This window comes from Spirillospora albida (assembly GCF_000718255.1).
GTDB classification, from domain to species: Bacteria; Actinomycetota; Actinomycetes; order Streptosporangiales; family Streptosporangiaceae; genus Spirillospora; species Spirillospora albida.
This window is the reverse complement of record NZ_JOFJ01000012.1, coordinates 220,970-247,275: the sequence shown is the minus strand read 5'-3', so window position 1 is coordinate 247,275 and position 26,306 is coordinate 220,970. Positions and strand designations below refer to the sequence as shown.

24 protein-coding genes are annotated in these 26,306 nt (G+C 73.6%); 10 read left to right on the top strand and 14 right to left on the bottom strand.

Going from position 1 to position 26,306, the window contains the following annotated elements; translation table 11 throughout:
* Window positions 1-7: 7 nt before the first annotated feature.
* From IE99_RS0117380 to IE99_RS0117350, 7 genes are all read left to right on the top strand, one after another.
* Entirely contained in the window at window positions 8-955 is a 948-nt protein-coding gene (locus IE99_RS0117380; protein ID WP_030171390.1) for a DNA polymerase domain-containing protein, read from the top strand.
* Between the two features lie 138 nt (window positions 956-1,093).
* Window positions 1,094-2,260 (top strand): 3-hydroxy-9,10-secoandrosta-1,3,5(10)-triene-9,17-dione monooxygenase oxygenase subunit, encoded by a 1,167-nt coding sequence (gene hsaA / locus IE99_RS0117375; RefSeq protein WP_030171388.1) that lies wholly within the window; start codon window positions 1,094-1,096, stop codon window positions 2,258-2,260.
* Between the two features lie 67 nt (window positions 2,261-2,327).
* Window positions 2,328-3,950, top strand: coding sequence for a ferredoxin reductase family protein (locus tag IE99_RS0117370; protein WP_051712607.1), 1,623 nt, complete (start codon window positions 2,328-2,330; stop codon window positions 3,948-3,950).
* Between the two features lie 30 nt (window positions 3,951-3,980).
* Window positions 3,981-4,469 carry an FMN-binding protein gene (locus IE99_RS0117365; protein ID WP_030171382.1) on the top strand — a complete coding sequence of 163 codons (489 nt, stop codon included), beginning with the start codon at window positions 3,981-3,983 and terminating at the stop codon, window positions 4,467-4,469.
* Entirely contained in the window at window positions 4,469-5,215 is a 747-nt protein-coding gene (locus IE99_RS0117360) for an FAD:protein FMN transferase (RefSeq protein ID WP_211258833.1), read from the top strand. The genes IE99_RS0117365 and IE99_RS0117360 overlap by 1 nt, the downstream gene beginning before the upstream one ends.
* Window positions 5,216-5,305: 90 nt before the next feature.
* Window positions 5,306-6,154, top strand: a complete 849-nt coding sequence (locus IE99_RS0117355; RefSeq protein ID WP_084219574.1) for an SAM-dependent methyltransferase — start codon at window positions 5,306-5,308, stop codon at window positions 6,152-6,154.
* A gap of 1 nt (window position 6,155) precedes the next feature.
* Window positions 6,156-7,064 (top strand): helix-turn-helix domain-containing protein, encoded by a 909-nt coding sequence (locus tag IE99_RS0117350; protein WP_030171376.1) that lies wholly within the window; start codon window positions 6,156-6,158, stop codon window positions 7,062-7,064.
* Window positions 7,065-7,112: 48 nt separating this feature from the next.
* Here the strand turns inward: IE99_RS0117350 and IE99_RS29330 are convergent, their stop codons facing one another.
* The 8 genes from IE99_RS29330 to IE99_RS0117310 form a co-directional block, all read right to left on the bottom strand.
* Window positions 7,113-7,544: a GerW family sporulation protein gene (locus IE99_RS29330; protein WP_051712605.1), complete on the bottom strand. Its 432-nt coding sequence runs from the start codon at window positions 7,542-7,544 to the stop codon at window positions 7,113-7,115.
* A gap of 94 nt (window positions 7,545-7,638) precedes the next feature.
* The gene (locus IE99_RS0117340) at window positions 7,639-8,103 is read right to left on the bottom strand and encodes a DUF4232 domain-containing protein (RefSeq protein ID WP_169744446.1); all 465 of its coding nucleotides are present in this window, start codon (window positions 8,101-8,103) and stop codon (window positions 7,639-7,641) included.
* Window positions 8,104-8,280: 177 nt separating this feature from the next.
* A complete protein-coding gene (locus IE99_RS31935) occupies window positions 8,281-8,613 on the bottom strand; it encodes a hypothetical protein (RefSeq protein ID WP_030171371.1) in 333 nt (110 codons plus the stop codon).
* A 19-nt stretch (window positions 8,614-8,632) separates the two neighbouring features.
* Window positions 8,633-9,892, bottom strand: a complete 1,260-nt coding sequence (locus tag IE99_RS0117330; protein ID WP_030171369.1) for a TIGR02679 family protein — start codon at window positions 9,890-9,892, stop codon at window positions 8,633-8,635.
* The gene (locus tag IE99_RS0117325; protein WP_037559603.1) at window positions 9,889-13,947 is read right to left on the bottom strand and encodes a TIGR02680 family protein; all 4,059 of its coding nucleotides are present in this window, start codon (window positions 13,945-13,947) and stop codon (window positions 9,889-9,891) included. The genes IE99_RS0117330 and IE99_RS0117325 overlap by 4 nt, the downstream gene beginning before the upstream one ends.
* The gene (locus IE99_RS0117320) at window positions 13,944-15,107 is read right to left on the bottom strand and encodes a TIGR02678 family protein (protein ID WP_030171366.1); all 1,164 of its coding nucleotides are present in this window, start codon (window positions 15,105-15,107) and stop codon (window positions 13,944-13,946) included. The genes IE99_RS0117325 and IE99_RS0117320 overlap by 4 nt, the downstream gene beginning before the upstream one ends.
* Window positions 15,107-16,639, bottom strand: coding sequence for a TIGR02677 family protein (locus IE99_RS0117315; RefSeq protein ID WP_030171362.1), 1,533 nt, complete (start codon window positions 16,637-16,639; stop codon window positions 15,107-15,109). The genes IE99_RS0117320 and IE99_RS0117315 overlap by 1 nt, the downstream gene beginning before the upstream one ends.
* Before the next feature lie 66 nt (window positions 16,640-16,705).
* Entirely contained in the window at window positions 16,706-17,830 is a 1,125-nt protein-coding gene (locus tag IE99_RS0117310) for a hypothetical protein (protein ID WP_030171360.1), read from the bottom strand.
* Between the two features lie 130 nt (window positions 17,831-17,960).
* Here IE99_RS0117310 and lhgO point away from each other — a divergent pair, with 130 nt between their 5' ends.
* Complete coding sequence (gene lhgO / locus IE99_RS0117305; protein WP_030171358.1) at window positions 17,961-19,166, top strand: L-2-hydroxyglutarate oxidase; 1,206 nt, start codon at window positions 17,961-17,963, stop codon at window positions 19,164-19,166.
* 39 nt (window positions 19,167-19,205) lie between these two features.
* Here lhgO and IE99_RS0117300 read toward each other — a convergent pair whose 3' ends face one another.
* A complete protein-coding gene (locus IE99_RS0117300) occupies window positions 19,206-19,787 on the bottom strand; it encodes a DUF305 domain-containing protein (RefSeq protein ID WP_030171356.1) in 582 nt (193 codons plus the stop codon).
* 66 nt (window positions 19,788-19,853) lie between these two features.
* Window positions 19,854-20,210, bottom strand: coding sequence for a DUF6153 family protein (locus IE99_RS0117295; RefSeq protein WP_030171355.1), 357 nt, complete (start codon window positions 20,208-20,210; stop codon window positions 19,854-19,856).
* A gap of 103 nt (window positions 20,211-20,313) precedes the next feature.
* Between IE99_RS0117295 and IE99_RS0117290 the strand changes: the two genes are divergently transcribed.
* Window positions 20,314-20,802, top strand: coding sequence for a DUF4396 domain-containing protein (locus tag IE99_RS0117290; protein WP_030171353.1), 489 nt, complete (start codon window positions 20,314-20,316; stop codon window positions 20,800-20,802).
* Between the two features lie 21 nt (window positions 20,803-20,823).
* On the opposite strand, the gene IE99_RS0117285 is transcribed toward IE99_RS0117290, so the two are convergent.
* Together IE99_RS0117285 and IE99_RS0117280 are read right to left on the bottom strand one after the other, a co-directional pair.
* Window positions 20,824-22,413, bottom strand: coding sequence for an ABC transporter permease (locus tag IE99_RS0117285; RefSeq protein WP_030171351.1), 1,590 nt, complete (start codon window positions 22,411-22,413; stop codon window positions 20,824-20,826).
* A complete protein-coding gene (locus IE99_RS0117280; protein WP_211258832.1) occupies window positions 22,410-23,294 on the bottom strand; it encodes an ABC transporter ATP-binding protein in 885 nt (294 codons plus the stop codon). The genes IE99_RS0117285 and IE99_RS0117280 overlap by 4 nt, the downstream gene beginning before the upstream one ends.
* A gap of 186 nt (window positions 23,295-23,480) precedes the next feature.
* On the opposite strand from IE99_RS0117280, the gene IE99_RS0117275 reads away from it, so the two are divergent.
* Complete coding sequence (locus IE99_RS0117275; RefSeq protein WP_030171347.1) at window positions 23,481-24,707, top strand: hypothetical protein; 1,227 nt, start codon at window positions 23,481-23,483, stop codon at window positions 24,705-24,707.
* 10 nt (window positions 24,708-24,717) lie between these two features.
* Here the strand turns inward: IE99_RS0117275 and IE99_RS29325 are convergent, their stop codons facing one another.
* Entirely contained in the window at window positions 24,718-25,404 is a 687-nt protein-coding gene (locus IE99_RS29325) for an alpha/beta fold hydrolase (protein ID WP_051712602.1), read from the bottom strand.
* 270 nt (window positions 25,405-25,674) lie between these two features.
* Complete coding sequence (locus tag IE99_RS29320; protein ID WP_030171346.1) at window positions 25,675-26,289, bottom strand: hypothetical protein; 615 nt, start codon at window positions 26,287-26,289, stop codon at window positions 25,675-25,677.
* Between the last annotated feature and the right edge of the window lie 17 nt (window positions 26,290-26,306).

The window sequence follows — 26,306 nt, the reverse complement described above, 5'->3', positions numbered from 1 at the left end:
TGGACGGGTGAGCGTCGAAGAGGAGCGTGCCGGGGTACGGCTGACGAATCTCGACCAGCCGTTGTTCGACGGGGCCGGCGCGACCAAGCGCGACCTGGTCGACTACCTGGACGCCGTCGCCGGGCGGCTGCTGCCGCTGCTGGCGGGGCGTCCGCTGTCGGTGATCCGCGTGCTGCGCGGCCAGAAGCCGTTCATGCAGAAGAACGTCCCGAAGTACACGCCCGAGTGGGTGCCGACGGTGAAGCTGTGGGCGGAGTCGTCGCACCGTGAGGTGTCGTACGCGGTGTGCGGCGACCGCCGGACGCTGCTGTGGTTCGCGAACCAGCGGGCCGTGGAGTACCACCCGCCGCTCATGCGCCTGGACGGCCGCCCGACCCATCTGGTCCTCGACATCGACCCGCCGGAGGGAGCGGGGTTCGAGGCCGCGGTCGCCGCCGCCCACCTGGTCGGGCGCGCCCTGGACGACTCGGGAATGGCGGGCGCCGTCAAGACGAGCGGCGCGAAGGGCGTCCACGTGTTCGTCCCGCTGGCGGGGGAGCCCGATCCGGCGGACGTCGCCGCCGCGACCCGCGCGCTGGCGGTCCGCGCCGAGCGGCTCGACCCCGCGCTGGCCACCACGGCGTTCATCCGCGAGGACCGGGCCGGCAAGGTGTTCCTCGACTCGACGCGGGCCGGGACGGGAACGGTCGCCGCCGCCTACAGCCCCCGGATCCGTCCGGGGACGCCCGTCTCGTTCCCCGTCGCCTGGGACGCCCTCGACGGCGCCCGCCCGTCCGACTTCACGATCGGCACCGTCCCGGCCCTGGTCGGGGACGCCGACCCGTGGGCCGACCTCATGCCCGCCTCGCAAGAACTCCCGAAGGACCTGGTCGAGCAGGGCCACACGCTCCCCGTCGCCCGCGTGCAGGCCATGCACGAGGGCAAACGCCGCGCGCGAGCCCGCCGCGCCGAGTGACCGCCGATCCATCCCACTCACCGGAACCGCCGGAAACCCCGGGAAACGCCGCGCCTAACGTGAACGCGACTCCTCCATGGGCCACGCGACCCGGCTCACGCGGGAACGCGGATGGGGATGGCGGACAAGGAGCGTGACATGAGCGAGCAGGTTCTCGAGGCGGTCCGGGCCCTCCTCCCCGCGATCGCGGAGCGGGCCCATGAGGCCGAGAAGCTCCGGCGGATCCCGCAGGACACCGTCAACGAGCTCGCCGCCGCCGGCCTCTTCCGGCTGCTGCAGCCGAAGCGGCACGGCGGCTTCGAGGCCGACCCGGTGCTGTTCTACCGGACGGTCCGGGAACTGGCCGAGGTGTGCGGCTCGACCGGCTGGGTCGGGTCCGTGCTCGGCGTCCACGCCTGGCAGCTCGCCCTGTTCCCCGACCGGGCGCAGCAGGACGTGTGGGGCGCCGACCAGGACACCCGGATCTCCTCGTCGTACGCCCCGACCGGCACGGTCATCCCCGCCGAGGGCGGCTACCGCCTCACCGGCCGCTGGAGCTTCTCGTCCGGCTGCGACCACGCCGAGTGGGCCTTCCTCGGCGGGCTCGTCCCGGGAGCGGACGGCGCCCCCGCCGACATGCGGACGTTCCTGCTCCCGCGCGCCGACTACCGGATCGACGACGTGTGGCACACGATCGGGCTGCGCGGCACCGGCAGCAACGACATCGTGGTCGAGGACGCCTTCGTCCCCGCGTACCGGTCGCTCCGCTTCGCCGACACCAGCGCGCTCAGCTGCCCGGGTCACGAGGTCAACGCGTCGCCGCTGTACCGCCTGCCGTTCGCGGCGATGTTCACCACGACGATCAGCGTCCCGGTCGTGGGCATCGCGCAGAGCGCCCTGGACGTCTACCTGAGGACGACCCGCGAGCGGATCCGGGTCGCCTACGCCGGGCAGAGGGTCGCGGAGGACCCGCACGCCCAGGTCCGCATCGCGACGGCCGCCAGCGAGATCGACGCGGCGTGGCTGCAGCTCACCCACAACATCTCCGAGCTGCTGCGGGTGGCCGCCGCCGGCGAGCAGCCGTCGCCGCGGCTGCGCCTGCGGACCCGCCGCGACCAGGTCATGGCGTCCCAGCGCGCGATCAAGGCGATCGACCTGCTGGTGGAGAACGCGGGCGGCCGCTCGCTGCGGGAGGGCGACCCCATCCAGCGGGCCTGGCGGGACGCGCACGCCGGACGCGTCCACGCCGCCAACGACCCCGAGCGCGCGCTCGCGCTCTACGGCCAGGGCGCCCTCGGCCTCGAGGTGACCGACGCGATGATGTGAGGTCGCGCGGCCCGGTCACTGGGCGGCGCATCGAACCGGAGGTCGGGGGACGGCCGTACGACTGGGCATGACCGCGCCCCTCTCGTCCTATCCGCGCGCCGCGCCGGACCGGCAAACGGTGCCCGACCTCCGCACCCCGCTCGACGCCCGCGGCGCGAGCGCGGCCTCCGACCTGCGCACCGTCCTCGACTCCCGGGCATCGGGCGGCCCGCGCACCGAGTTCGGCCCACGCGACGGGTTCGCCCCCCGGACCGACGACCCCCGCGCCGGGTTCGGCTCCCGCGCCGCGCACGGCGCGTCAGCGACGGCCGACCCGCGGAGCGCGTGGCCGCCGGCCGGCGGGGAGGCGCGGGAGACGGAGCCGCCGGCGGCGCGCGTCGCGGGGAACCGGCTGCTGATCGTCCTGCTGTTCTGGGGGATGTTCGCGACCAGCGTCGGCCTGTGGGTGTTCGCGACGCCGCCGAGCACCCTGTCGGGCAAGGCCGAGATCGTGACCGGGATCGGCCGTGTCACCGGCATGATCGGCGGGTTCCTGCTGCTCACGCAGGTGCTGATGATGAGCCGGGTGTCGTGGCTGGAGACCTGGATCGGCGGCCACGACCTCATCCGCTGGCACCGCTGGATCGGCGGCTGGCTCCTCGTGTCGGTGCTCGCCCACGCCGGGTACACGACCGTCGGGTACGCGCTGACCTCGCGGTCCTCGGTGGTCGACCAGACCGTGACGCTGTGGACCGACTACGACGACATGGTCGGCGCGTTCACCGCCGCCGGGATCATGGTCGGGGTCGGCGCGCTCGCGATCCGGGGCGTCCGGCGCCGGATGCCGTACGAGCTGTGGCACTGGCTGCACCTGACCACGTACGCGATCCTGATCCTCGGCTACGGCCACCAGTTCTCGGCGGGCGCCGAACTGTCCGAGGAGGGTTTCGCCCGCCTCTACTGGACGGCCCTCTACGCGCTCGTCATCTCCTGCCTCGTCTGGGGCCGCGTCATCGAGCCGCTCTGGTTCAACCTCCGGCACCGCCTCTGCGTGATGGACGTGGTGCCCGAGTCGGACTCGATGGTCTCCATCTACGTCGGGGGACGGAACCTGGACCGGCTGGAGGCGCGCGCCGGGCAGTACTTCCGCTGGCGCTTCCTCGGCGCCCGCGGCTGGTGGCAGTCGCATCCGTTCTCGCTGTCCGCCGCGCCGAACGGCACATGGCTGCGGCTGACCGTCTCGGCCGCCGGGCGCTACACCGCCGGGCTCGGCCTGGTCCGTCCCGGTACCCGGGTGTTCGCTTGCGGGCCGTCCGGGACGTTCACCGCCCAGCACCGGGTCCGCCGCGCCGCGCTGCTGATCGCCGGGGGGAGCGGCATCGCGCCCGTCCGCGCGCTGCTGGAGGAGCTGCCGCGCGGCACCGTCGTCGTCTACCGGGCCGGCGGCCCCGCCGACATCGTGTTCGGCGACGAACTGCGCGGCCTGGCGCAGCGGCGCGGCATCGACGTGCGCTACGTCCTCGGCTCGCGGGACGAGCCGGGCCCGCGCCGGCTGTTCACACCGGAGGGCATGCGGGAGATCGTCCCGGACGTCAAGCAGCGCGACGTCTACCTGTGCGGCCCGCCCGGCATGGTCAGGGCCGCCCTCGCCACCCTGAGCGACCTGCGGGTGCGCCGCCGCCAGATCCACCTGGACCCGTTCGAGTTCTGAACCACGTTCTGACACCACGGAGGAGAACCGATGCGCCGAACCAGCGCCGCCGTGATCGGCACGGTGACGAGCGCGGCCCTGATCTTCGCGGCCAAGCTCGGAGCGGACGCCGTCGAGACGCCGGACACCGGCCAGACCGCGTCCGGCGACCTGGCGCCCGCGGCCGAGGCACCGGCCCCGGCGTCGAAGGCGCCCGCGTCCCGGGCGCCCGGAGGCAAGGCCCCCGCGCGGCGGATCGGCCTGAAGGACGGCGTGTTCAAGGGCGCCGCGTCCGTCAACCAGTACGGCCCCATCCAGGTCACGATCAGGGTCGCGGGCGGGAAGATCACGGCCTTGCGGGCGACGCACGCCACGACCCCCGCCACGACGCGCCAGGTGAACACCCGCGCGATCCCCGTCCTCCGCCAGGAGGCCCTGTCGGCCCAGAGCGCCCAGGTCGACACGGTGTCCGGCGCGACCTTCACCAGCGGCTCGTTCCGGACGTCGCTGCAGTCGGCGCTCGCGGCCGCGCGGCGCTGATGTTCCACGTCGAAGAGGTGATGGGGACGGCGGTCACCATCGACATCGCCGACCCCCTCCCGCACGGCACCCTCACCGGCCTCGTCGAGCGGACCTGCGCGTGGCTCCACGAGGTGGACGAGCGCTTCAGCACCTACAAGCCCGCCAGCGAGGTCAACCGCCTCGACCGCGGCGAGCTCCCTGCCGGAGGGTGCTCGCCCGACATGAAGGAGGTCCTGGACGCCTGCGCCGAACTCCGGCGGGCGACCGGCGGCTATTTCGACGCGTGGGCGACCGGACGCCTCGACCCGTCCGGCTACGTGAAGGGCTGGTCGGTCGAGGTCGCCTCCGCGCGCCTGGCGGCGGCCGGATCGCTGAACCACTGCGTGAACGCGGGCGGCGACGTGCGCACCCGGGGCCGCCCGGAGCCCGGCCGGCCGTGGCGGATCGGCGTCCGCCACCCCTGGGAGCCGGGCGAGCAGGCGTGGGTGCTGTCCGCGACCGACCTGGCCGTCGCCACGTCCGGCACCTACGAACGCGGCGACCACGTGATCGACCCGCACTCCGGGGAGCCCGCGACGACCCTCCGCTCGGTGACCGTCACCGGCCCCGACCTCGCCGTCGCCGACGCCTACGCCACCGCCGCCCAGGCCATGGGCCTCGACGGCCTGCTGTGGCTGGCGCGCCTGGCCGATTCCGGCTACGAGTCCGCCGCCGTGACGGGCGACGGCCACGCCTACCGCTCCGAGGGCTTCCCCACGGTGTAGAACCCTTGAGGGCGCCCGCGCCTGGCCGGTACCTGCCGTTTCTGTTCAGACAGGACGTCCGGGCGGCCGCGTCGTCCTAGGGTGGCGGTCATGGTTCCGACTCGGGAGGTGGGCCCGGTGGCCGCGGACGGTCCGAAGACATCCGGCCTGGAATCGTCCAGGCAGATCGATACGACCGTGTCGCATTCGGCGCGCATCTGGGACTACTGGCTCGGCGGCCGGGAGAACTACCGGGTCGACAGGGAGCTGGGCGACCGGATCGAGGAGCTGCTGCCCGACATCGTCACGCAGGCCCGCGCGGACCGCGCCTTCCTCGGACGCGTCGTCCGGTTCTTCGGCGAACAGGGCATCCGCCAGTTCCTGGACATCGGAACGGGCCTGCCCACGGTCGACAACACGCACGAGGTCGCGCAGCGCGTGGCGCCGGAATCGCGGATCGTCTACGTCGACAACGACCCGCTGGTGCTCGTCCACGCGCGCGCCCTGCTGTCGGGCACGCCGGAAGGCGCCATCGACTACCTCGACGCCGACATGCACGAGCCCGAAGTGATCATCGAGAGGGCGTCCGCCACGCTGGACTTCGACCGGCCGATCGCCATCACCATGCTCGGCGTCCTGTGGCACGTGCTGGACGACGCCGAGGCGCAGCGCATCATCGACCGGCTGATGGACGCGGTGCCGTCCGGGAGCCACCTCGCCGTCGCCCATCCCACGACGGAGGTGACGGGCCAGAAGATGGAGGACGCGATCGCGCAGTGGAACCGCTTCGGCTCCCCGCCCGGCCGGTCCCGCACCCCGGCCCAGCTGGCCGCCCTGTTCCACCGGCTCGAACTGGTCGAGCCGGGTGTCGTGTCCTCCACGCGGTGGCGTCCCGAAGCGCTGCCCTTCGGGGAGCCCGAGGAGATCGACCGCTTCTCGGTCGTCGGCCGTAAGCCCTGACGTGAGCCGCGACGACGCAGCCCGCGACCAGGCCGGGCCGGTCCTGGCCCGCTTCACCCTGGGGCAGCGCATGCGCGGCCACCGGGAGGGCCACGCGCTGGCCGTGGAGGAGGCCGCCGGCGCCCTCCGGATGCCCGCCTCGGACGTCCTGCACCTGGAACGCGGCGGTGCCCCCGTCCGCCTCCGGACGGTCATCGAGCTGTGCGACCTCTACGGCGTCCACGACCACCACGAGCGCATCACCCTGCTGGAACTGGCGCGGAAAGGGAACACCAGCGGCTGGTGGGCGCAGTACACCGCCGCCATTCCGAAGTGGGGCGAGCCCTTCATCGCCTGGGAGCAGTCAGCGCAGGCGATCCGCTCCCTCGAAGTGCAGTTCGTGCACCCCCTGCTGCAGACGCCCGACTACGCGCGCAGCCATATCCGGCTGGGCGGCCGGGCGCTCACCGGTGGCGACGCGGAAAGGCGGCTGAGCATGCGCCTGGAGCTGCGGCTGCGGCGCCAGGACATCCTGCACGGCGCCGATCCGCCGCATCTGTGGGTGATGGCGGACGAGGCGTCCCTGCGCCGCCCGCTGGGAAGCCGCTCCGCGATGTTCCGCCAGCTGGAGCATCTGCGGGAGATGTGCGAGCTGCCGCACGTGACCCTGCAGATCATCCCGTTCAGCCGGGGCGGGCACGCGGGCTGCGGCGGTGCCTTCACGCTGCTCAGCCTGCCCCGCCGCCGGTGGGGCAGCGACGGCGGCCGCGCGGACGTCGTGTACTGCGAGCAGCTGACCACGGCCCACTACATCGACGACGCGGACGACGTGGAGCGGTACCGGCACGTGCACAACCTGCTCGCGGTCCGCGATGCCCAACCGCCGAGCCGGACCCCATCCCTCCTCCGGGAGTTCAGCCTGGACCTGTGACCCCGACGCCCGCGCCCGGATCAAGACCCGGCGGGGCCGCCGGCCGGGTCAGGGCGAGCGGCGCAGGCGCCCGGCGACCCTGCGTCCGGCGGCGGGTGCCAGGGCGGCGACCAGCGTCAGCGCGATGGGCAGCAGCGCGTCCCGCAGCGGCGGCCGGATCGGCTTGAACTCCGAACCGCCGTCCCGGATCTCGATGTAGCCGATCGGCACCGCCGCGCCGCCGCCGCCCCCGCCGCCACCGGTGCCGTGCTCGCCCGCCTTGCGGCTCCGCCCGAGACCTCCGCCGAACCCGTACGCGACCCGCGCGACGGGGACGATCGTGACGTCCCCGCGGACGATGGGCTCGCCGAAGACGCCGCCCGTTCCCGTGCCGGCCGCCTCGGCGAGCGCGCCGATGAACTCGCCGGGCACGTCCGCGGCGGCGGGCCGGTCGACGGGCGCGGGCGACGCGTCCGTCGTCCGGTTGACAGGAACGTTCATGGGGATTCCAGACTCTCGTGCCGACGGCTCTGCCCCTTGCATAGCCACCGTGATCGTCTCGCAAACACCGCCGGGTGCCGTGGCCGCATGCGGCTCAGCCCGGCGGGCCCGCCTGGAGCGCGGTCACCTTGATGCGCCCGTGCGCGCACACCGCGCCGAGCTCCCACCCGGCCGTGGTGGGCGACTTCGCGCCCGGCGGGGTGACGCGCAGCAGCGCGGGAGTGTCCGCGCAGGCGCCCTCCTGCGGCTCGTCGGACGCGGGGATGACCGTCCAGCTCAGCCGCGCGTACGCGCTCCCGTCCGGCGTGAGCGTGATGACGGTGGGCTTGGGCGCGGGCAGCTTCTCGGCCTGCGTGGGGATCGGCCGGTCGGACGCCGTGAGCAGCTGGAGCCCGACGTATCCGGACAGCTTGCATTCCGACTCGGTCTCGTTCGTCAGCGTCAGATGCGCGTAGCGCTGCCCCGCCGCGGGCGGAGCCTGGGTGACCTCCGCGTAGAGCATCTCCCCGTTGCAGCCGCCCTCCAGGGCGCCCGCCGTCGGGACGGGTTCGTTGGACATGGACGGCACCGGCCCCGACACCGAGGGCGGTGCCTCCGGCTCACCCCCCTCATCCCCGCACCCACCCGCAGAAGCCACCACGACCAGGGCGACCAACCCCCAACCGACCTTCCGACCACGCATGAAGCCCCCCTTCGCCCCCTCCGTTCCCCGATGTAACGCCATGACTCCAAAGAGTCACAGTTCGAGCGGGTCCAAGAGCAACCTGCCCAACTCGGCGAGCAGGGCCGGAGGCTCGCCGGCGGTGATGTGGTCGAGGCAGTCCGGGACATTGACGGCGAGGACGGTGACGCGCGCCGCGATCCCGTCCCGATGATGGAGGGCGATCGTCTCGGAGATGATGTGCTTCGCGGCGCTCCCGCCCCGCATGCTGCACAACGCGGGGGTTCCGAACTCCATCCGGTAGCAGAACGATTCCTTCGAGACGGGCGTGCCCAGGGCGTACTCGTCGAGCGACATCGAGGTCCATTCGTCCGGCGGGAAGCCGCGCACGACTTGGAACGACTTCACGGGCGGGACGATGCCGCGCTCAGGGCCGTTCGGCGGACGCTTGACCGCATGCGGTGAGGTCGTTGAGGAGGGTGGGGAGGACCAGTTCCTCTTCCACGCGGACGGCGCGTTCCGTCATCGCCTCGGCCAGGTCGGGGTCCCAGGGGGTGGGGGAGGGGCGGCCGGTGAGGGGGGAGGGCGAGGCGGCCTCCAGGTACGAGGCCTTGTCGTAGCGCCAGGGGCGCCAGCCGATCCTCTCGTGGACGGCCGTGGCGATGCCGATGCCGCCCCAGTCGAAGTCGCCGTGGTAGGCGAATTCGGCGCCGCCGTCCGCGAGGAGTTCGAGCAGCCGCCAGACCGCCGCGGACGGGCGGCCACCGGTGCAGACCAGGGGCGGGCACGCGGCGCCGAGCGCGTCCGCCGCCGCGGCCATCACCACGGGGTTCTCGCAGATCCGCACCAGGCCGGCACGGAGGGGGAGCGGGTGGCGGCGGAGCTGGCGGAGGGTGAGGACGGCCGGTTCGCCTGCTTCGCGCATGGACGCGAGCATCTGGCCGGTGGGCGTTTCGGGGTCGCCGGGGAGGCCCAGGCAGAGGACGAGGGACGACAGGTCGTCCAGGTGCACCCCTACGGCGGCCCAGGCGGCGCGGCGGGATTCGCCGTCGCCGCCGGAGCGGTACGGGGATCCGGCCAATGCTCGGGCGGCGGAGAGGGCCAGGGTCGCCAGGGGGGAGCCTTCGTCCAGGGCGTGCGCGTCGCCGCATGTCTCGGCGGCCAGCCTGCCGAGGGGGATGTCGGGAGACGGGAGGCGGCGGAGAACGGCGGCGAGGCGGGACAGGACGGGGGCCGCTTCGGCGGGGCCGGGTACGAGGCGGCGAACCAGGCCGGTCGAGTCGAGCCAGGTCCGCCAGCCCGCCAATTCCTCCCGTCCGCAGACGGCGTCATCGAGGGGGGCGAAGGCGGCTCGCCAGGCTGCCGTCTCTTCGGCGGCGCGGCGTGCCCGGTCGTCGACGGGGCCGTCCAGGAACTCGATGGCGGCGGAGAGGCCGTCGGGGGCGGCGCCGCTCTCGCGGAGGGTCCGGTCCACTTCCGCCAGTGAGACCGAGAGGGATGTGCCCGTTCCGGCGCGACGGCCCAGGAGGAGTTCTATCGCGCGCCTCTGGGCGGGGGTCGCCTTCGACAGCGTGACCGTTCCGGTCAGGGGGCGGCCGCGTTCGAGGCGGTGGCGGACGCGTTCGCGCAGCCAGGCGATGTCGGGGCCGCCGAGCAGGCGGCGCAGCCGGTCGGCGTCCGCCGTCATGCGAACAGGCCGGCCTGTTCCGGCCGGTCGCCGGGCAGGTCGGCGCGGGTGCGTTCGCGGCCGTCCCACCGCCACGGGGTCACCAGGACGGCGTCGATGCCGTCGCGGCGGGACAGCTGGCAGATCGCCAGGCCGGGCACCTGCGGGTAGCAGCCCCATTCGCGTTCGCTGGTCATGACGACGTCCATGTCGAACGTCGCGAGCAGGCCGAGGCATTTGGCGCGCGAGTCATCGTCGACGCCCGCGAACGCCTCGTCCAGCGCGACCAGGCGGGGCGCGTGCGGGTTGCCGGCCGACTTGTAGTGCGCGGACGCCGCCGCGAACAACGGGACGGACGCGGCCAGCACCCGTTCGCCGCCGGACGCGGGCCCGGCCGCCGGGCGCCACTGCCCGTCCTGGAGCCGCTGGATCGCGAACGCGTGCCAGGCGCGGTAGTCGAGGGCCTTCGTGAGCTGCTCCGTCCAGCCGGAGGCGGGGTTGTCGGCGTGCTCCCGGGCGATCTGCTCCTGCAGGAACCGGCCCACGGCGGCGCGGTCGTCGGCCGACCACGCGTCGATGGTCTGCCGCAGTTTCTCCCGGACGCGGTCTAGCCCGGCGGGGGCGTCCTTGGCGGGCTTCCACACGAGCCGCAGCCGCATCCCCGTCGAGGTGGGACGGGCCGTCAGCTCGGCGTTCATCTCCCGGACCTCGTCCTCGGCGGCGGCGATCAGCTCCTGGAGGGTCCCCGCGACCTCGTTGAGGAGGTGGTTCTCCAGGATCTCCCGCTCCCGCGCCGACAGCAGGTGAGCGCGGTGCCCGGTCTCGTCCTCGAGCGCGCCGGCGAGTTCGGGGACGTCGCGGCGGCGGCCCTGGAACAGGACGTCCACGACCATGACCCCGTCGTGCAGGGTCAGGCCGACGGAGTGGCCGTGCCGGGACATCGCGTCCGACAGGAGTTTGTGCTCTTCGGTGACCTTCCTTTGGCTGCGGTCCCAGGGGCCGTCGCCGGCGTTGACGTCGTCGAGTTCGGTGTTGACGGCGCGCGCCAGCAGCACGGCGGGGCTGGGTGCCCACTCCTGCTCCGGGTCGGGGACGTCCAGGCCGGGGGCCGCCACCGCGAGAAGCCCCGTGGCGGCGAACGCACGGAACTCCGCGACGGCCTTGTCGCGGGCCGTTTCGGCCTCCGTGATCTGCTCACGCAGCCGCTCGCAGGTGCCCTTGGCCTCGCCGCGGGCCTCCAGCGCATCCCGCTGCCGCAGGCCCGCGTCGGTCTCGGCGGCGTCGCGGGCGCCGAGGGCGCGCCGCACCTCGTCCAGCCGCCGGTGCAGCTCCTCGACGGCGGCGCCCGCCGTCTCCACCAGCGCACGGTGCGTCTCGGCGGCCGCGTCGGCCTGCTCGCGGGCCTCCGCGGCCCGCTCCGCCGCCTCGCCCAGGCGTTCCCGGACGCGGGCCAGCTCGTCGGCGGCCTCGCGCTCGTTGTCGCGGGCCGTCAGCAGTGCCCGGGCGGCGGGCCAGAGGCCGGCGAGCGCCAGCCGGTAGTCGCCGACGGCGGCGCGCACCTCGCCCAGCTCGGGGTCCTGGGTCGGCAGGCCGACGTCCCCGGCGAACTCTGCGGCCCCGTTCTCCGCCTGCGCTACCGCGTCCCGTCGCTCCGCCACGACGGCGAGGGCGCCGACGTGCGCGCCGTCCAGTTCGCGCCGCCTGCGGTGCTCGGCCGCGAGGACGACGTGCGCGTCGCGCAGCGCGGTGTCGCGGGGGAGCGCCCGGTGCTCGGCGGTCACGGTCTCCCGCCGGGCCGCCACATCGGACAGCTCGGCCGCCAGCGCCTCGATCCGGTCGGCGGTCGCGGCGAGCTCCGCCCTCAGCCGGACGATCCGTGCCCGGCGGGCCGCCTCGCGGGCGCCCTCGCCGATGTGGGCGGCGCCGTCCTTGTGCCACGAGCCGGCCAGGACGCCGTTGGCCCAGCGTCCGTCGACCGCGACCCAGGTGCGGGCGCCGGGACCGAGGCCGATCCCGGCGAGCACCGCCCGGACCGCGTCATCGCCGAGCGCGGCGGCCCGCGGGTCGGCGCGGTCGACGGCGGGACGCAGCACCAGCGCGCACGACGGCCCCTGGACGGGCCCGCCGGCCAGCACGCACGTGTCGTCCTCGCCGAGCAGCGTGCCCTCCGGCGTCACCCACGCGTCCAGGATGCCGGACGCCTCCAGCGCGGCCTCCAGCCCGGCGCGGTGATCGCCGGAGACGGTGTCGGTGAAGTCGACCGCGCGCCACAGCGGCGCTCCGGGCCGGTCGTCTCGGGTCCGCTCCCCGCGCGTGTACGGGACGGGCGGCGCGTCGTGCCCGCCCGACTCCAGCCGCCCGATCTCCTCGGTGAGCGCGTCGCGCGCATCCCGTTCGGAGCGGAGCCGGGCGCCGACGCCGGCCTCGAGGCGGCCGAGTTCGGCGGTCGCCTCGCGGGCGGCGTCGTCCATGGCGGTCGCTGCGGGGTTCTCGCCATCGGCTGTCTGCGCCCATTCTTCCAGGGCGGCCAGGACCGCGTCCGGGTCACCGACCTTGATCTCCCGCAGCCGCGCGAGGTGCGTGACGTATCCGGCGAGCAGGTCCGCCGCCCGGGTGCGGGTCTCGTCCTCCGCGGCCGCGATCCGTTCGGCGGCGGCGCCGAGTTCGCCGAGCAGCCGCTCGGCCTCGGCCGTGGCCGTCGCCAGGCGGCCGCGCGCCTGGACGAGCCGTGCCAGCAGCCGGTCCAGTTCCGCGAGGGCGTCGGCCCGCTGCCCGGCCAGCCGGTCGCCGTCGCCGCGGGCGCCCGGCAGGTCGGTCTCCCACCGGCCGGCGATCTCCCGGTGCGCCTCCGCGCAGCCGGCCCGTCCGGCGACGGAGTCCGCGTGTTCCCACGCGGAGCGGAAGGCGTCACCGGCCTCCCCGGCACGGAGCCGGGCGTTGTCGGCGCCGGCCTGGCGGCGTTCCGCCTCGGCGCTCAGCCCGTCGCGGTCGCGTTCGCAAGTCCGCGCGTGGTCCTCCCGCCGCCGGGCCTCCTGCGCCATCTCCTCGATCCGCTGGGCGTCGCGCATCTCCGGGCTCGCCCGCAGCGCCTCCCGCCGCGCCTCCAGGCGGGTCCTCTCCGCCGCCAGTTCGCCGAGCGAGCGTTCCGCCGCCTCCAGCGCGGTCTCCGCCGCGGTGAACCGTTCCTCCGCCTCGATGAGGTCGCGGTTCAGATGCTCGTACCGGCTCTGCGTGAGCCGTGGCCCGGCCGCCTTCCGCTTGGCGGCGATCCTCGCGTACTTCCCGTAATGCCCGAGGAAGTCGATGGCGGCCTTGTGCGCCTCCTCCAGCGCGCGCAGCGCGTCCCGCTCCTCGTCCAGACCCCGGAACGCCTCCGCCACCGTGGTGATCAGCGCGGGGCTGAGCGGCGGCAGCGCCTCGGTCAGCGCGCGCGACAGCAGTCGCTCGTCCGGCTTCTTTGACAGCTGCGGCTGGCGCAGCTGGATCAGCAGGTTGACCAGCGCCTCGTAGCGGTGCTCGCCGAGCCCGAACAGCGCCTCGTCCACGGAGCGCCGGTAGTCGGACGCCCGGTCGTACACCATCCCGTGGCCCTCGACGGCGTCCCGCAGGCGCTCGCGGGTGAGCGCCACCCCGCCGGGCGAGACGACCTCCAGGTCGACGCCCACCCTCCGGGTGGTGACGAAGAACCAGTGCCGGACGATGCCCCGGTCGCGGACGGCCTTCAGCCCGCAGCCGAGCGTCCGGTACTCCTCGGTGCCGTCCTCGGCGCGGCGCCCGAACTCCAGCCACGTGTACCCGAGCCGCTCGGGATGGGGGTGCCTCCCGCCGAGCAGCAGGTTCCACTCCATGCGCTTCTGCCGGTCGCCGTCCGGCTCGACCCGGTGCGGCGCGAGCTCCCCGTCCAGCAGGAACGGCAGCGTCAACGCCAGGACCTTGGACTTGCCGGTGCCATTGTTGCCGCGCAGCAGCAGCCGCCCGTCGTGGAAACGGAACTCCTCGACGTCGTAGTAGAACATGTCGACGAGCCCGGCGCGCAGCGGCTTCCAGCGCTCGGAAACGGGGACGGGCGGTGTCACGAGGTGGCCCTTTCACGGATGGTCGGCTCGTCCACGGCGTACCGGGCGATCGCCGGCAGCGGCCGGACGCCGCCGGGCGCGACCTCGACCAGCCGCAGTGCCGACAGTTTCTCCAACGCGGTGTCCAGCAGTTCCAATTCGGCGCCCGCCTCCGTGACGCCCTTGCGCCAGAACGACTTGTGGGTCTCGGCGGCCTTGCGGACGAACGCGGCCAGCTCGGCGCGCGCTGTCTCCCCGCGCTCGGCCAGGTACTCGGCGACCAGCAGCGTCACGTGCCCGTCGGTGCGCTGCTCCGGCATCCGCACGTCCGTCAGCTCGTCGTCCGGGTCGACCATCGCGACGCCCTCCGCCCTGATCTCGGGGATCAGGCCGGTCATCTCCTCGATCCGGCGGGTGATCGCGAGCCGCTGCGACACCAGATACGCGTGCTCGGCCTCGTCGAGATCGGCGTAGTACACGACGGGATCGTCAAGGAGGCGGCGGGTCAGGCGGCGGCGCAGTGCCTGGTTGCGCAGCTCATCGGTATCCGGGACGAGTTCCTCGGCCAGCGCCGCGAGCCGCTCCTCGAACGTCCCCGCCGTGACCGTGGACGGCCCCCGTACCCCCGTCAGCAGCGCGGCGAGCACGACCCGCCGCACGTCGTACAGGACGTCACCCGCCGCCGACAGGTACGACTCCTCGTCACCGGCCACCCGGCGCAGCACACCCCACCCCAGCAGGATGCGCACCACCGCGACGAGGTCGGCGCGCTCGGCCCGGCTGTCCAGCGTGAACGGGAACGCCAGATCGGGCTCCGCCGCCGCGTTCAGGACCTCCTCGGCCAGCCGGCCCAGCGTGGTCTGCGCGTCGGCGCGCTCCAGCGCGGCCAGGGCCAGGCACAGCACCACGTACCGGCGCCTGCCGAACGGCTCCTTCGACTTGCCGCGCGCCGGATGCGTGCCGTCGTCCAGAGTCGGTGCCGTCTTGAACAGCCGTGCGGTCTCCGCGTCGACGTGCAGCCGCCAACCGGTCTCCCGCCCGAGCCACGCGCGCAGCTCCGTCTGGTGGCGCCGGACGAGCACGAGCGCCTCCGGATCGGCCTCGGCCGTGAGCAGCGGCCGCAGCAGCAGCGCCCGCAGCGCGGCCCGCCGCCCCGCCACCTCGTTGTCGTCGCCCGCCATCAGGACACCTCGGCGAGATCGGTGATCTCGATCAGATGCTCGGGACCGGTCAGCACGCCGTCCTCGGTGACGACCCGCACGAGGCCGCCGTCCGGGACGAGGGACAGCCGGACCTCCATCGACCCGTCACCGGTGACCGTCTTCACCTCGGTGTCGCCCGGCAGCCGGGCCGCCAGCGCGTCACCCAGCAACGCCAGGAACAACCGGAACGTCCGGGGATCGAGGACCCCGAGTTCGGACAGCAGCGTGGGGCCGTCGGTCCGGAGCCGCGCCCGCGCCGCCGCCGTCTCGGCCGCTTCCCGCTCGGCGTGCTCGCGCAGCAGCCGCCGCGCCTCCGACCGGTCCTGGACGCGGTTGGGCCTGCCGCGCCGCTCGTAGGAACCGGTCCGGCGGAGCTGCGGCGAGATCCGCACGGGCGGCGCCTCCGCCCACGGCGGGTTCGTCCCCTCCGCCGCGAGCGTGTCCGCGGTGACGGTGAGGTGCCGCGCGGACGTCAGCCCGAACGCCGCGCGCCACAACCGGTGCATCGCCGCCTCATCCGGCGCCTCCGCGAACCAGCGGGCCAGCGCGCGGAAGTCGGCCGACCGGTCCGACCGGCCCGACCGCCGCTCGTTCAGCATCCCGACCGTGTCGATCAGCTGCTTGATCGCCGTGACCGCCGCCTGCCGCAGCAGCCGCGCCTGCGACGGGCGTCCCGTCCCGGCGGACACGAACCAGTCGCGCAGCCCCCGCCACCGGTTGCGCCAGGACGCCAGCGCGTCCGCTTCCGCGCGGGCCCTCGCCTCGGCGGCGTCGGCGCCCTCCGGCACCGCGTCGGCCGCCTCCCGCCGTGCGGCAAGCACCAGCAGCCGCTCGTGGCCGCGTGCCTCCAGCTCGTCCAGCAGCGCGGCGATCCTGGCCCCGGAGTTCGCCAGGTCGGCGATGAACCGGTCGATGTAGTCGATGAGCCGCTCCTTGTAGGCGATGAACCCCTGCACATCGCCGTCGGAGAAGTCGATCGCCCGGCGCAGCGACGACATGAACGCCTGCGCGTTGTCGGCGAGGGAGGAGAACCGCTCCGCCAGGGTCAGCAGCAGCAGATGCGCCTTGGCCGGATCCGGGTCGGCGGCGCCGGCCAGCGCCGACAGCGCGGCGAGCTGGTCGGCGATGTCGGCCAGCGCCACCGACTGGAGCGCGCCCCGCCGCCCGATCGCCTCCTCGTAGAACGCGATGGCCTGCTCGGCCGCGTGCCCGGCCGCCGTCAGCTGGAACAGGAACCGCCTGCGGTGGAAGTCCTCGACGGTGGTGACCCGGCCGGTGTCGGCGTCCGCCCGCAGATTGCCCCACTCGACGAGCTTCTGCAGCGCCTGCGCCAGCTGCTCGTCGTTCTCGCGCCGCAGTTCGGCGGCCACGTCCTCGGGGCGCAGATGGACGATGAACCGCTCCTTGGCCCGCGCGAACGCGAGCAGCACCTCCCGGTACAAGGCGGCGTTCGGGACTCCGAGATGCGCGAACGGTTGCGGTCCGTGCGCCTCCGATACCGTCTCGGTCACCGAGCCATTCTGCACGATCGCGGGCATCTGCGGCGGCCGTTCGCACGCAGATGTGAGGCGTCGCGCTCAGGGGGTCGTCGTCACTGCTACCGGTTGCTGGTTGTCGCCGTTGCGCTTGAGGCCCACTCCCCAGATGCCGGACGTGCCGGGCACGCCGGTGACGGCCTGGAGGGTCACCGTGGCCGCGGGGGCGGGCAGGCGCGTCCAGGTATCGCCGGTGCGGCGGAACAGGACGGTGGGGAAGCCCGTCACCTGGCGCTCGGCGACGAGGAGCGGGGCGCCGTTGCCGTCGGCGGTGACGCGCTGGACGCGCACGTCGGTGTCCGCGGGCAGGGGGACGCGCGTCCAGGCTGTGCCGGTCCAGCGGATGAGGGCGGTGACGGGAACGTTGTCGTCGGACGGTCCCGCCGTCGCCCAGACGCCGTCCCGGGTTGCGGCGGCGCTCGACAGCCTCCGGGCGCCGAGGTCGCCGGGCAGGGGCGCCTCCTTCCACGTGCCGTTCCGCCACCGCACGGCCATGGGGACGCCGCCGACGCCGTCCACCAGGCGGGAGCCGACCGCCCACGCCTCGCCGGGGGCGGTGGCGACCACGTCCGTCAGCAGGTGGGTCCTCGCCGGCATGGGCTGCCGCACGAACGCGCCGCCCTCCCAGCGGAACAGGCCCATGTTGACGTCCTGCTCCCGGGAGATCAGCCACGTCCCGGCGGCCCCGGTGACGATCTCCAGGGCGTACAGGCCGGACGGCGGCGCCACCTGGACGAACGCCGTGCCGTCGAAGCGGGCGGCGTAGGGGCCGTCGGCGTCGTGGCCGCTGATCCAGACCTCGGATCCGTGCGCGGACACGGTCGCGATCCGCCCGCCGCCGGTGAAGCCGTTCAACGGGTACTCGTGCCACCGGGCACCGTCCCACCGGCGGACGACGGGGTTGCCTTCCGTCCAGACGATCGTGCCCAGCGGCCCGGAGAAGATCGGCACGCTTCCCTGGTGCCCGGTGATCCACACGTCCCGAGGGCCGGTTGCGGCGACGTCGTGCAGCCGGTTCCGCGGCCACAGGTAGGGCAGCCCGATCTCCCGCCAGCTCTCCGCCCGCACCGTCACCCCGGCGGCGGGGGCCGCCTGGCTCGGCGCGGCGACCCCGCCGAGCATCACGAGCGGAACCGCCCCGACGACCAGGACCCGCCGTACATCCATTCCGGCCTCCTCCATCGCACCGCCAACACCGCCACCATATGGTGGCAATGTTGTTGGGCGGCAGGCCCAACCGGTGCGCTCCGGAGGACGGCCTACGATGGCGGCGTGCATCGAGAAGGACCGCTCGCGTATGGCTGACGAGGTCACCGGCATCATCGGGGCGGGCATCATCGGCCTCGCGCTCGGCCGGGAGATCACCCGGCGGCGGCCGGGAACCCGCGTCGTCGTCCTGGAGAAGGAGGACCGGGTCGCCGCGCACCAGACGGGGCACAACAGCGGCGTCGTGCACGCGGGCATCTACTACAGGCCCGGCAGCCTCAAGGCGGAACTGTGCGCGCGCGGCCGGGCGCTGCTGCGGGAGTACTGCGCCGAGCGGAGCCTGCCGTACGACGAATGCGGCAAGATCGTCGTCGCGGTCACCGGGGACGACGTGGCCCGCCTCGACGAACTGGAGGCGCGCGCGGGCGTCAACGCGGTGCCCGGCCTGCGCCGCCTGGACGCGGCGGGCATCAAGGACATCGAGCCCCACGCCGCGGGACTCGCCGCCCTGTACTCGCCGCACACCGCGATCACCGACTTCACCGCGATCGCGCGGGCGTACGCGGACGACATCACGGCGGCGGGCGGCGAGGTGCGGTTGTCGTTCCCCGTCGACCGGATCACCCCGGCCGGGGCCGCCATGGAGATCGCGGCCGGTGAGGAGACCGTCCGCGTCGACGACCTGATCATCTGCGCGGGGCTCCAGAGCGACCTGGTGGCGGGCCTGGCCGGGGACGAGCCCGGCCCGCGGATCGTCCCGTTCCGGGGCGAGTACATGACGGTCACCAGGGAGAAGGCCGACCTGGTGCGCGGCCTCATCTATCCCGTGCCCGACCCCCGGTACCCGTTCCTCGGCGTGCACTTCACCCGGCGCGTGTCCGGGGACGTGGAGGTCGGCCCCAACGCCGTCCTGGCGCTGGCCCGCGAGGGGTACCGGAGATCGGACCTCTCCCTGCGGGACGTCCGCGGCATCGCGGGCTGGCCGGGCACGTGGCGGATGGCGGGCCGGCACTGGCGCACGGGCGTCCGCGAGATGCACGGATCGCTGTCCACGCGCGCGTACATGAGGGCGGCGCGGCGGTACGTCCCGGAGATCGGGCCGGGCGACGTCGTCCGGTCCGGGGCGGGGATCCGCGCGCAGGCCCTCGACCGCGACGGCGGGCTCGTGGACGACTTCCGCATCCACCGGCTGGGCCGCGTCACCGCCGTCCGGAACGCGCCCTCGCCCGGCGCCACGTCCAGCCTCGCGATCGCCGAGCACATCATGGACGTCATTGACGGCACGAAGACGGAGTGAGCGGGAGGCGGGCGGCGCGGAACCGCCCGCCTCCACGCCTCACATCTTCTTCAGCAGCGCCCGCATCGTGGCGATCTCGGCGGTCTGCGAGGAGGCGATGCGGCCGGCCATGGCCTTCGCCGCGGGGAACGCGCCCTTGGCCTGCTCGGTCTCCGCCATCTCCACGGCGCCCTCGTGATGCACGATCATCAGCTCGAGGAACGCCTTGTCGAACGCCTTGCCGTCCGCGGCGGCGAGGTCCTTCAGCTGCCGGTCGCCCATCATCCCGGGCATGCCTTCGTGGTGCATGCCGGACGGCAGCGGGGAGCCCCACGACGTCAGCCAGGCGGAGAGCTGCTCGATCTCCGGGCCCTGCGCCTTCTCGATGTCCGCCGCCAGTGACCTGACCTCGGACGAGGCGGCGCGGGACTCCGCGAGCCGCGCCATCTCGATCGCCTGCCGGTGATGCGGGACCATCATCTGCGCGAACGTGATGTCCTGCTGGTTGTGCTGCGCCGTCTGCGCGGACGGCGACCCGCTGCCCTGCATCGGCCCGCGGGGCATGGAGGTGTCGTCGTCACCGCACGCGGCCAGGGCGAACGCCAGGACCGGGACGATGACGAGCGTGCGCACGTGCTTCATCGGTGAATGACCTTTCGTGTCGAGGTTGTGAGGTGGCCGTGGCGCACCGGGTGCGCCAGGGTCCTGTCACAGCCGCAACACGCTCAGCCGATGGAGGGACGGCCGGGGAGGCGGCCGTCCGACGGGCGCGATCCGCACCCGGGCCCGCCCCCGGACGAGGGCGGCCGTGACCGTCCGGGCACCGCCGCCCGCGGCGACGAGGGTCAGGGCCAGCGAGAGCAGTGTCAGGACGGCGAAGCAGATCTGCCCGCCGGGGTGCTGCTCACCCGGCCGGTGGTCGCCTGGATCCTCGTGCGCCGGAGCATGGTGGCGCTGGACGCTCATGCCGGTGACGGGAACGCCGATCATCTCGACCGGGCTGGGCGCGGCCTGGAATCCGTGCATGACCAGCACGCAGAAGAGCAGCACCCATCCGAAGGGCATCGGCGTTCTCCCGGCCTGTGTGCGTCCCGGTCTCCGAGCTTAGAAGAAGCGAGGGGGCGCCGTGCCGGGCATACTCTGATCTTTAAGCGGCAGGGAGCGAGAGATGACCACGGACCACCCTGGAGACCACGGCGAGCACCACGGGCCGCCCCCCGCCGTTTCGTGGGCGATGGCGGCGCAGGCGACGCTGCACTGCCTGACCGGCTGCGCGATCGGCGAGGTCCTCGGCATGGTGATCGGGACGGCCCTCGGCTGGCCCGACCTGCCCACGATCGTCCTCGCGGTCGTCCTGGCGTTCGTGTTCGGCTACGCCCTGACGATGCGCGGCGTCCTGAAGGCGGGGCTGGCGTTCCGCGCCGCGCTCGGCGTCGCCCTGGCGGCGGACACCGTGTCGATCACCGTGATGGAGATCCTCGACAACGCCGTGATGGTCCTCGTCCCGGGCGCGATGGACGCGGGCCTGGCCGACCCCCTGTTCTGGGGCGCGCTCGCCTTCGCCTTCCTGGTCGCGTTCCTCCTCACCACGCCCCTGAACCGGTGGATGATCGGCCGGGGCAAGGGTCACGCGGTCGTCCACCGGTACCACCGCTGAGCCCCGGCCCGTCGCGGCCGGTCAGTCGCCGGTGAGGTCCCGGCGGGTGAAGAGGGCGTGTCCCACCAGGATGAAGGCCAGGGCCACGGCCGTCATCACGGCCGCCGCGACGGGCCGGTAAGGGGCGGCGGGAACGCTGGCCAGATGGTGGAACGGGGAGATCGACAGGATGGCGTCCGGCCAGTTGAGGCCGGGGCCGACCATCTCGATCAGGTAGGCGGTGACGGCGACGGCGGCCGACCCGGGGACGGTCAGGCGGGGGAAGGCGCCGTACAGCAGGACGGCCACTCCGCAGGCCAGCGCCACCACCGGGAGCGGGTTGAGGTTCGCGGCGAGAGTGTCGGCGAGGGAGACGTCCGCGCCGGAGGAGGCGGCGCCCGCCCACATCGCGACGGCCGCCGAGGTGGCGATCAGGACCGCCGCGGCCGCCGTGATCAGCAGGTGCCCGGACAGCCAGCGGCTTCGGGTGACCGGGCGCGCCAGGACGTGGTCCAGGCGTCCCGTCCCCTCCTCGTTCTGGGCCGCGCCGATCCGCCAGCACGTGAACAGGGCGATGAGCAGGCCGATGAGGATGCCCATGAGGCCGATGAAGCCGCCGGCGGCGTCGGCCTCGTCCCAGCCGATCGCCTCCAGGGTCTTCTGGTAGTTCGGGTCGTCCCTGATCAGGTCCAGGACGGTCGCGACCAGCGCGCCCGTCACGTAGGCGTAGGCGGCGACGCCCAGCAGCCAGCCGAGCAGCAGGCCGCGCGTGGTGCGCCACGCGAAGCCCGTCGGGCCGCCCAGGTACCGGAGCCGGGCACGGGCGTGGTCGGTGCCGGCGATCAGCGCGCCGCCGGTGTCGCGCAGGCGCCGCAGCCGGACGGCGGTCCCGAACAGGATCACCGGGGCGAGCAGCAGCACCAGCAGCGCCGGCCAGTTCGGGTCCCGGTAGGCGTGCAGTTCGTCCAGCCAGCCGAAGGGGGTCGCCCAGCGCAGCCCGCCGCGGGCGTCGGCGCTGTTCGCGGCCATGCGGAGCACGAAGAAGACGCCGAACGCGGCCGTCGCCACCGCGCTCACGCGGCGCCGGACGGGCAGCAGCTGCGCGGCGATGGCGGCGATCCCGGCGCAGGTCGCCCCGAATCCGGCGAGTCCCGCGCCGAACACGACCGAGCCGGTGACGCCGGTGCCGAGGGCGGTGAGGATGACCGCGGTGACGACGCCGAGCACGGCGAGGGCCGCGGCGACCACGGCGACCTGCAGCACGACGATGCGGGAGGCCCGGACGGGCGCCACCTGCATCAGCTCGGCCCGGCCCGACTCCTCCTCGCCGCGCAGCAGCCGCCCCGTGACGAGCATGGCCCAGATGCCGATGATGGCGGAGAGCATCCAGCCCGCGTCCCAGGCGACGAAGCCGCCCACGGTGTCGACGGCGTGCGGGACGCCCTGCAGCATCCGCAGGGCGGGTTCGTCGGACATCGCCACGAGCTTCGCGCGGGCGGCGTCGTCCGGGTAGGTGTTCTCGTAGGTGAGGGCCTCGACGAAGACGAAGAAGCCGATGACGAGCGCGAGCCAGAGGACGCCGCGCCTGATCAGCCGGGCGTTCAGCCGCGCGACGGCGGACGCGGCGCTCACCGGTCGGCCTCGTAGAAGCTGAGGAAGACCTCTTCCAGAGTGGGTTCGTGGCTGCGGAGCTTCAGCACGGAGCAGGAGCCGAGCCGGGCGAGCAGCGGGGCGGGCGGGCCGGTGACCGTCACCCGCACGATGCCGTCGATGGGGTCGACGGACGTCACGCCGGGCACGTCGGAGAGGTCGGGTGCCGGGCCGTCGAAGGTGACGTCGTAGACGGTGGAGCCGATGCCGCGCAGGTCGTCCAGGGTCGCGACCTGTACGAGGCGTCCTTCGCGGAGGATCGCCACCCGGTGGCAGACGTCCTGCACCTCGTCCAGGATGTGGGACGACAGCAGGACGGTCTGCCCGCGTTCGGCCGCCTCGCGCGCGAGCTTCTGGAACTCCTCCTCCATGAGCGGGTCGAGGCCGGACGTCGGCTCGTCCAGCAGGAGGACGTCGGGCCGCGTCATCAGCGCCGCGATGAGCGCGAGCTTCTGCCGGTTGCCCTTGGAGTAGGCGCGGGCGCGCCGGCCGGGGTCGAAGCGGAAGCGCTCGATCAGCTCGTCCCGGAACGGCACATCGACGCGTCCGGAGAGGTTGCCGAGGTAGGTGAGGGTCTCCATGCCGGTGAGCTGCGGCCAGACCGCGACGTCCCCAGCGACGTAGCCGAGGTGCCGGTGGGCGCGCGCGACGTCCTGGACCGGCACGTCCTTGACCCACGCCCGGCCCGCGGTCGCCCGGGCGAAGCCCAGCAGCATCCTGATCGTGGTCGACTTCCCCGCGCCGTTGGGACCGAGGAACCCGAAGATCTCCCCGGAGTGGACCTCGAGGTCGAGCCCGTCGACCGCGACCACCTTCCCGTAGTGCTTGGTCAGGCCTTCCGTCCGAATCGCCTCCGCGGCCACCGCACACCTCCTCACCGTCCCCGTTCCGACTCCAGCGGTACCGACGATACGGGTCGTGATCCCCACGCGCACGGGGACGCCGAGGATGATCGAACCGGCGTCCGGACAGACGATGCGGGGCAGATACTAGACAGTTGTCCAGGCAGGTGCCTAGGTTAGGGACGTCCCTACCGACGGGAGGATCCGATGCCCAGTCGCTACCACCATCTGAGCCGCGAGCAGCTGGCCGTCCTGGTGCCCGAGATGCTCCTGATCGGTCACCTGATCGACCGCGCCGGCATGCCCTTCTGCCTGGAGGCGTGGGGCGAGGAGCAGATGACGGAGATCGCCATCGAGGAGTGGGCGGGCGCCAGCCCGATCTACACCCGGCGGATGCAGAAGGCGCTGCGGTTCGAGGGCGACGACGTCCCCACCATCTTCAAGGGCATGCAGCTCGACATCGGGGCGCCTCCCCAGTTCATGGACTTCCGCTACAGCGTCACCGACCCCCTGCACGGCGCCTTCCACCTCGACCACTGCGGGGCGCTGCTGGACGTCGAGCCGATGGGCCCCGGCATGGTGAAGAACATGTGCCACGACATCGAAGACCCCACCTTCGACGCGACCGCCGTGGCCACCAACCCGAGGGCGCGGATGCGGCCGATCCACCGCCCGCCGCGCACCCCGGCGGACCGCCACCCCCACTGCGCCTGGACGGTCGAGATCGACCCCGCTTCTCCCGGCGTCGAACCGATCCCGGCGCTGGCCGTCAACCAGCGCTCGCACGCCGCCACACTCGTCCTGGACGACATCGACCCCGACCAGGACGGCCAGGCCGACTACAGCGGCCCCCTGGTCAGCGACCTGGACTTCGCGGCGTTCTCCCACTCGGCGCTGGTCCGCATGGCCGACGAGGTCGTGCTGCAGAACCATCTGCTCAACCTGTCGTTCCAGCTGGCCGTCCGGCAGCGGGCCGGGGACGACGAGGCGACCTTCCACCGCGTCGCGCTGCGCCAGCTCATCGGCCACGCCGGCGTCGCCGCCGAGCGCCTGCACCGGGCCCTCGGGCTGGGCACCGCCCCCGAGGACGCGGCCTACCTCATCGAGCTGCACCCCCTGGTGAACCCGCGGCCCTACGTCGAGCTCACCCGGGACGCCGCCACCATCACGATCTCACCGTCCCTCGCCCACGAGGACGGCGGCTGGCTGCCCCTGTGCACGCCGGACGAGCCGGACGCGCTGCGCGCCATCGTCCGCGCCGCCAACCCGTACCTGGACGTCGAGGTCACCGGCACCCCCGACACCTGGACGGCCCGAGTCGTCGAGACCGACACCGCCGCCCCCGAATCCGGCGAGGTGGCAGTGACGAAGTTCAGCAAGGGCGCGGCCTTCGCGTTCGAACCCCGGAGATCCCTCCCCCTCTTCGTCCGCTGACGCCCAGGGGTCAGGGGCGGGCGAGGGGGACCGCGGTCCAGGGCGGCGAAGACGCTCCCGATCTGGTTCGAGCGATGCACCGCCGCGGGGTCCGCGCCCGACGGCACCACCGTGCGGTCGAAGATCCGGGCCGCCCGCTCGCGTGCCGCGGCCTCGTCGAATCCCGCCCGGCCGGCCAAGTGCCGTCCCTGCTCCGCCGCGGCCGCCACCACCGACGTGCGGGGTCGGCCCAGTCCGGCTGCGGCGCCGACATGATGAGCTTCATCAGCTCCGGATCGTGGTCCGGGAGGTCGGCGTCCACCGGCCCCGGCGGGTTGGGCCGGGTCGCGATCAGGGTGAGCGCGGCCACCCGATCGGGGTGGTCGAGCGCCAGCAACTGCGCGATCCACCCGCCGACCCCGAACCCGGCCACGTGCGCGCGGGCCGGTCCGAGCGCCGTCAGCAGGCCCGCCGTGTCGGCGACCAGGTCGCGCAGGGTGTAGCCGGGCGCGTCCGGGTTGACGGTGGTGGACCGGCCGGTGTCGCGCAGGTCGTACCGGACGACTCGGCGCGGCGTGCGGGCCAGCCGCTCGCACAGCTCGTCCGGCCAGGTCAGCACTGTGTTGCCAATCAGCAAGACGGGCGGCGCGGTGGGCTCGCCGGAGGTCTGCATGCACAGTTCCACACCGTTCACGTGTACCAGGCGCTCGTCGTCCATGTTCGCTTCCTCCTCGTCCGTCCGGACCCCAGTGGTCCTTGATCTACCGACTCGGGTGCGGACGGGAACTCATCGGGCGCGAATGCCAGCTGCGGGCGCCTCGCCCTGGCGGCCGCCAAACATGTAAGTGGCTGGATCTCCGCATTGCTGGATCCTGGAAGGCGATCGGGGTATCCTCAGAAGCGACGCCAGCGGCCGTGGGCCGGTGGAAGTCGTGGAGCCAGGTGACCTGGGGCAGACCGGGAACCTGGCTCGGCGCGTTTCAGAGGGTCAGCAGTCCGTCCCGACCTCGAAGTCGAGGACGGCGTCCCCGAGCGCCTCCCTGTACATCCCCTCTCCCAGGCGTTCGGCTCGGCATGCGCCAGCCACGACATCGGCGACCCACAGTAGCGGCTCGCTGCTCCCGGCCACGTGCTCGACCCGGAACCGAGTCCCCTGAGGCAGCCAGTACCGCCGAGTGTGCTGCACGGTTTCAACGTCTCTCCTGTTCAGAACCGCTTGCCGCGCCTCCATGAACAGGTGACCGACGTCGAACCCGTGCAGTTGGACGATCAGCTCGGTCAGGCACTTGCCGCGAGCGCGTTCCTGCCTACGTGCAGGGACCGGCGAACCGACGGCGACCACGTGCAGCCCGCCGATATCGGCGACCGCCTGCGCTGCGTGCTCGCGCTCCCGGCGGTCCATCTCGGTCCAGTGGGCTTTGGGGGTGACGCGGTCGCCACGCAGCCGCCGCATCGATTCACGTGCGGACTCCATGGCTGTGGGCTCAATGACAGCTGCGGCAATGATGTAGAAGCCGTCGGAGTCCTTTTCCTGGAACGACTCGTCCGACCAGGCTGACCGCACGACGCTCGGAAGGTCGGCGCCGGTCGCCCTCTCGGTCATCGGCGCCCCTTCCCTGA

Bases quoted from the DNA above. Each gene is read 5' to 3' on its own strand.
- IE99_RS0117360 (WP_211258833.1), top strand. From the start codon at position 4,469: ATGTTCCACGTCGAAGAGGTGATGGGGACGGCGGTCACCATCGACATC.
- IE99_RS0117365 (WP_030171382.1), top strand. From the start codon at position 3,981: ATGCGCCGAACCAGCGCCGCCGTGATCGGCACGGTGACGAGCGCGGCC.
- IE99_RS29325 (WP_051712602.1), bottom strand. From the start codon at position 25,404: ATGGACGACGAGCGCCTGGTACACGTGAACGGTGTGGAACTGTGCATG.
- IE99_RS0117330 (WP_030171369.1), bottom strand. From the start codon at position 9,892: ATGACGGCGGACGCCGACCGGCTGCGCCGCCTGCTCGGCGGCCCCGAC.
- IE99_RS0117320 (WP_030171366.1), bottom strand. From the start codon at position 15,107: ATGGCGGGCGACGACAACGAGGTGGCGGGGCGGCGGGCCGCGCTGCGG.
- IE99_RS0117295 (WP_030171355.1), bottom strand. From the start codon at position 20,210: ATGCCCTTCGGATGGGTGCTGCTCTTCTGCGTGCTGGTCATGCACGGA.
- hsaA (WP_030171388.1), top strand. From the start codon at position 1,094: ATGAGCGAGCAGGTTCTCGAGGCGGTCCGGGCCCTCCTCCCCGCGATC.
- IE99_RS0117355 (WP_084219574.1), top strand. From the start codon at position 5,306: ATGGTTCCGACTCGGGAGGTGGGCCCGGTGGCCGCGGACGGTCCGAAG.
- IE99_RS0117300 (WP_030171356.1), bottom strand. From the start codon at position 19,787: ATGAAGCACGTGCGCACGCTCGTCATCGTCCCGGTCCTGGCGTTCGCC.
- IE99_RS0117290 (WP_030171353.1), top strand. From the start codon at position 20,314: ATGACCACGGACCACCCTGGAGACCACGGCGAGCACCACGGGCCGCCC.
- IE99_RS0117340 (WP_169744446.1), bottom strand. From the start codon at position 8,103: ATGTCCAACGAACCCGTCCCGACGGCGGGCGCCCTGGAGGGCGGCTGC.
- IE99_RS0117310 (WP_030171360.1), bottom strand. From the start codon at position 17,830: ATGGATGTACGGCGGGTCCTGGTCGTCGGGGCGGTTCCGCTCGTGATG.
- lhgO (WP_030171358.1), top strand. From the start codon at position 17,961: ATGGCTGACGAGGTCACCGGCATCATCGGGGCGGGCATCATCGGCCTC.
- IE99_RS29330 (WP_051712605.1), bottom strand. From the start codon at position 7,544: ATGAACGTTCCTGTCAACCGGACGACGGACGCGTCGCCCGCGCCCGTC.
- IE99_RS0117370 (WP_051712607.1), top strand. From the start codon at position 2,328: ATGACCGCGCCCCTCTCGTCCTATCCGCGCGCCGCGCCGGACCGGCAA.
- IE99_RS0117275 (WP_030171347.1), top strand. From the start codon at position 23,481: ATGCCCAGTCGCTACCACCATCTGAGCCGCGAGCAGCTGGCCGTCCTG.
- IE99_RS29320 (WP_030171346.1), bottom strand. From the start codon at position 26,289: ATGACCGAGAGGGCGACCGGCGCCGACCTTCCGAGCGTCGTGCGGTCA.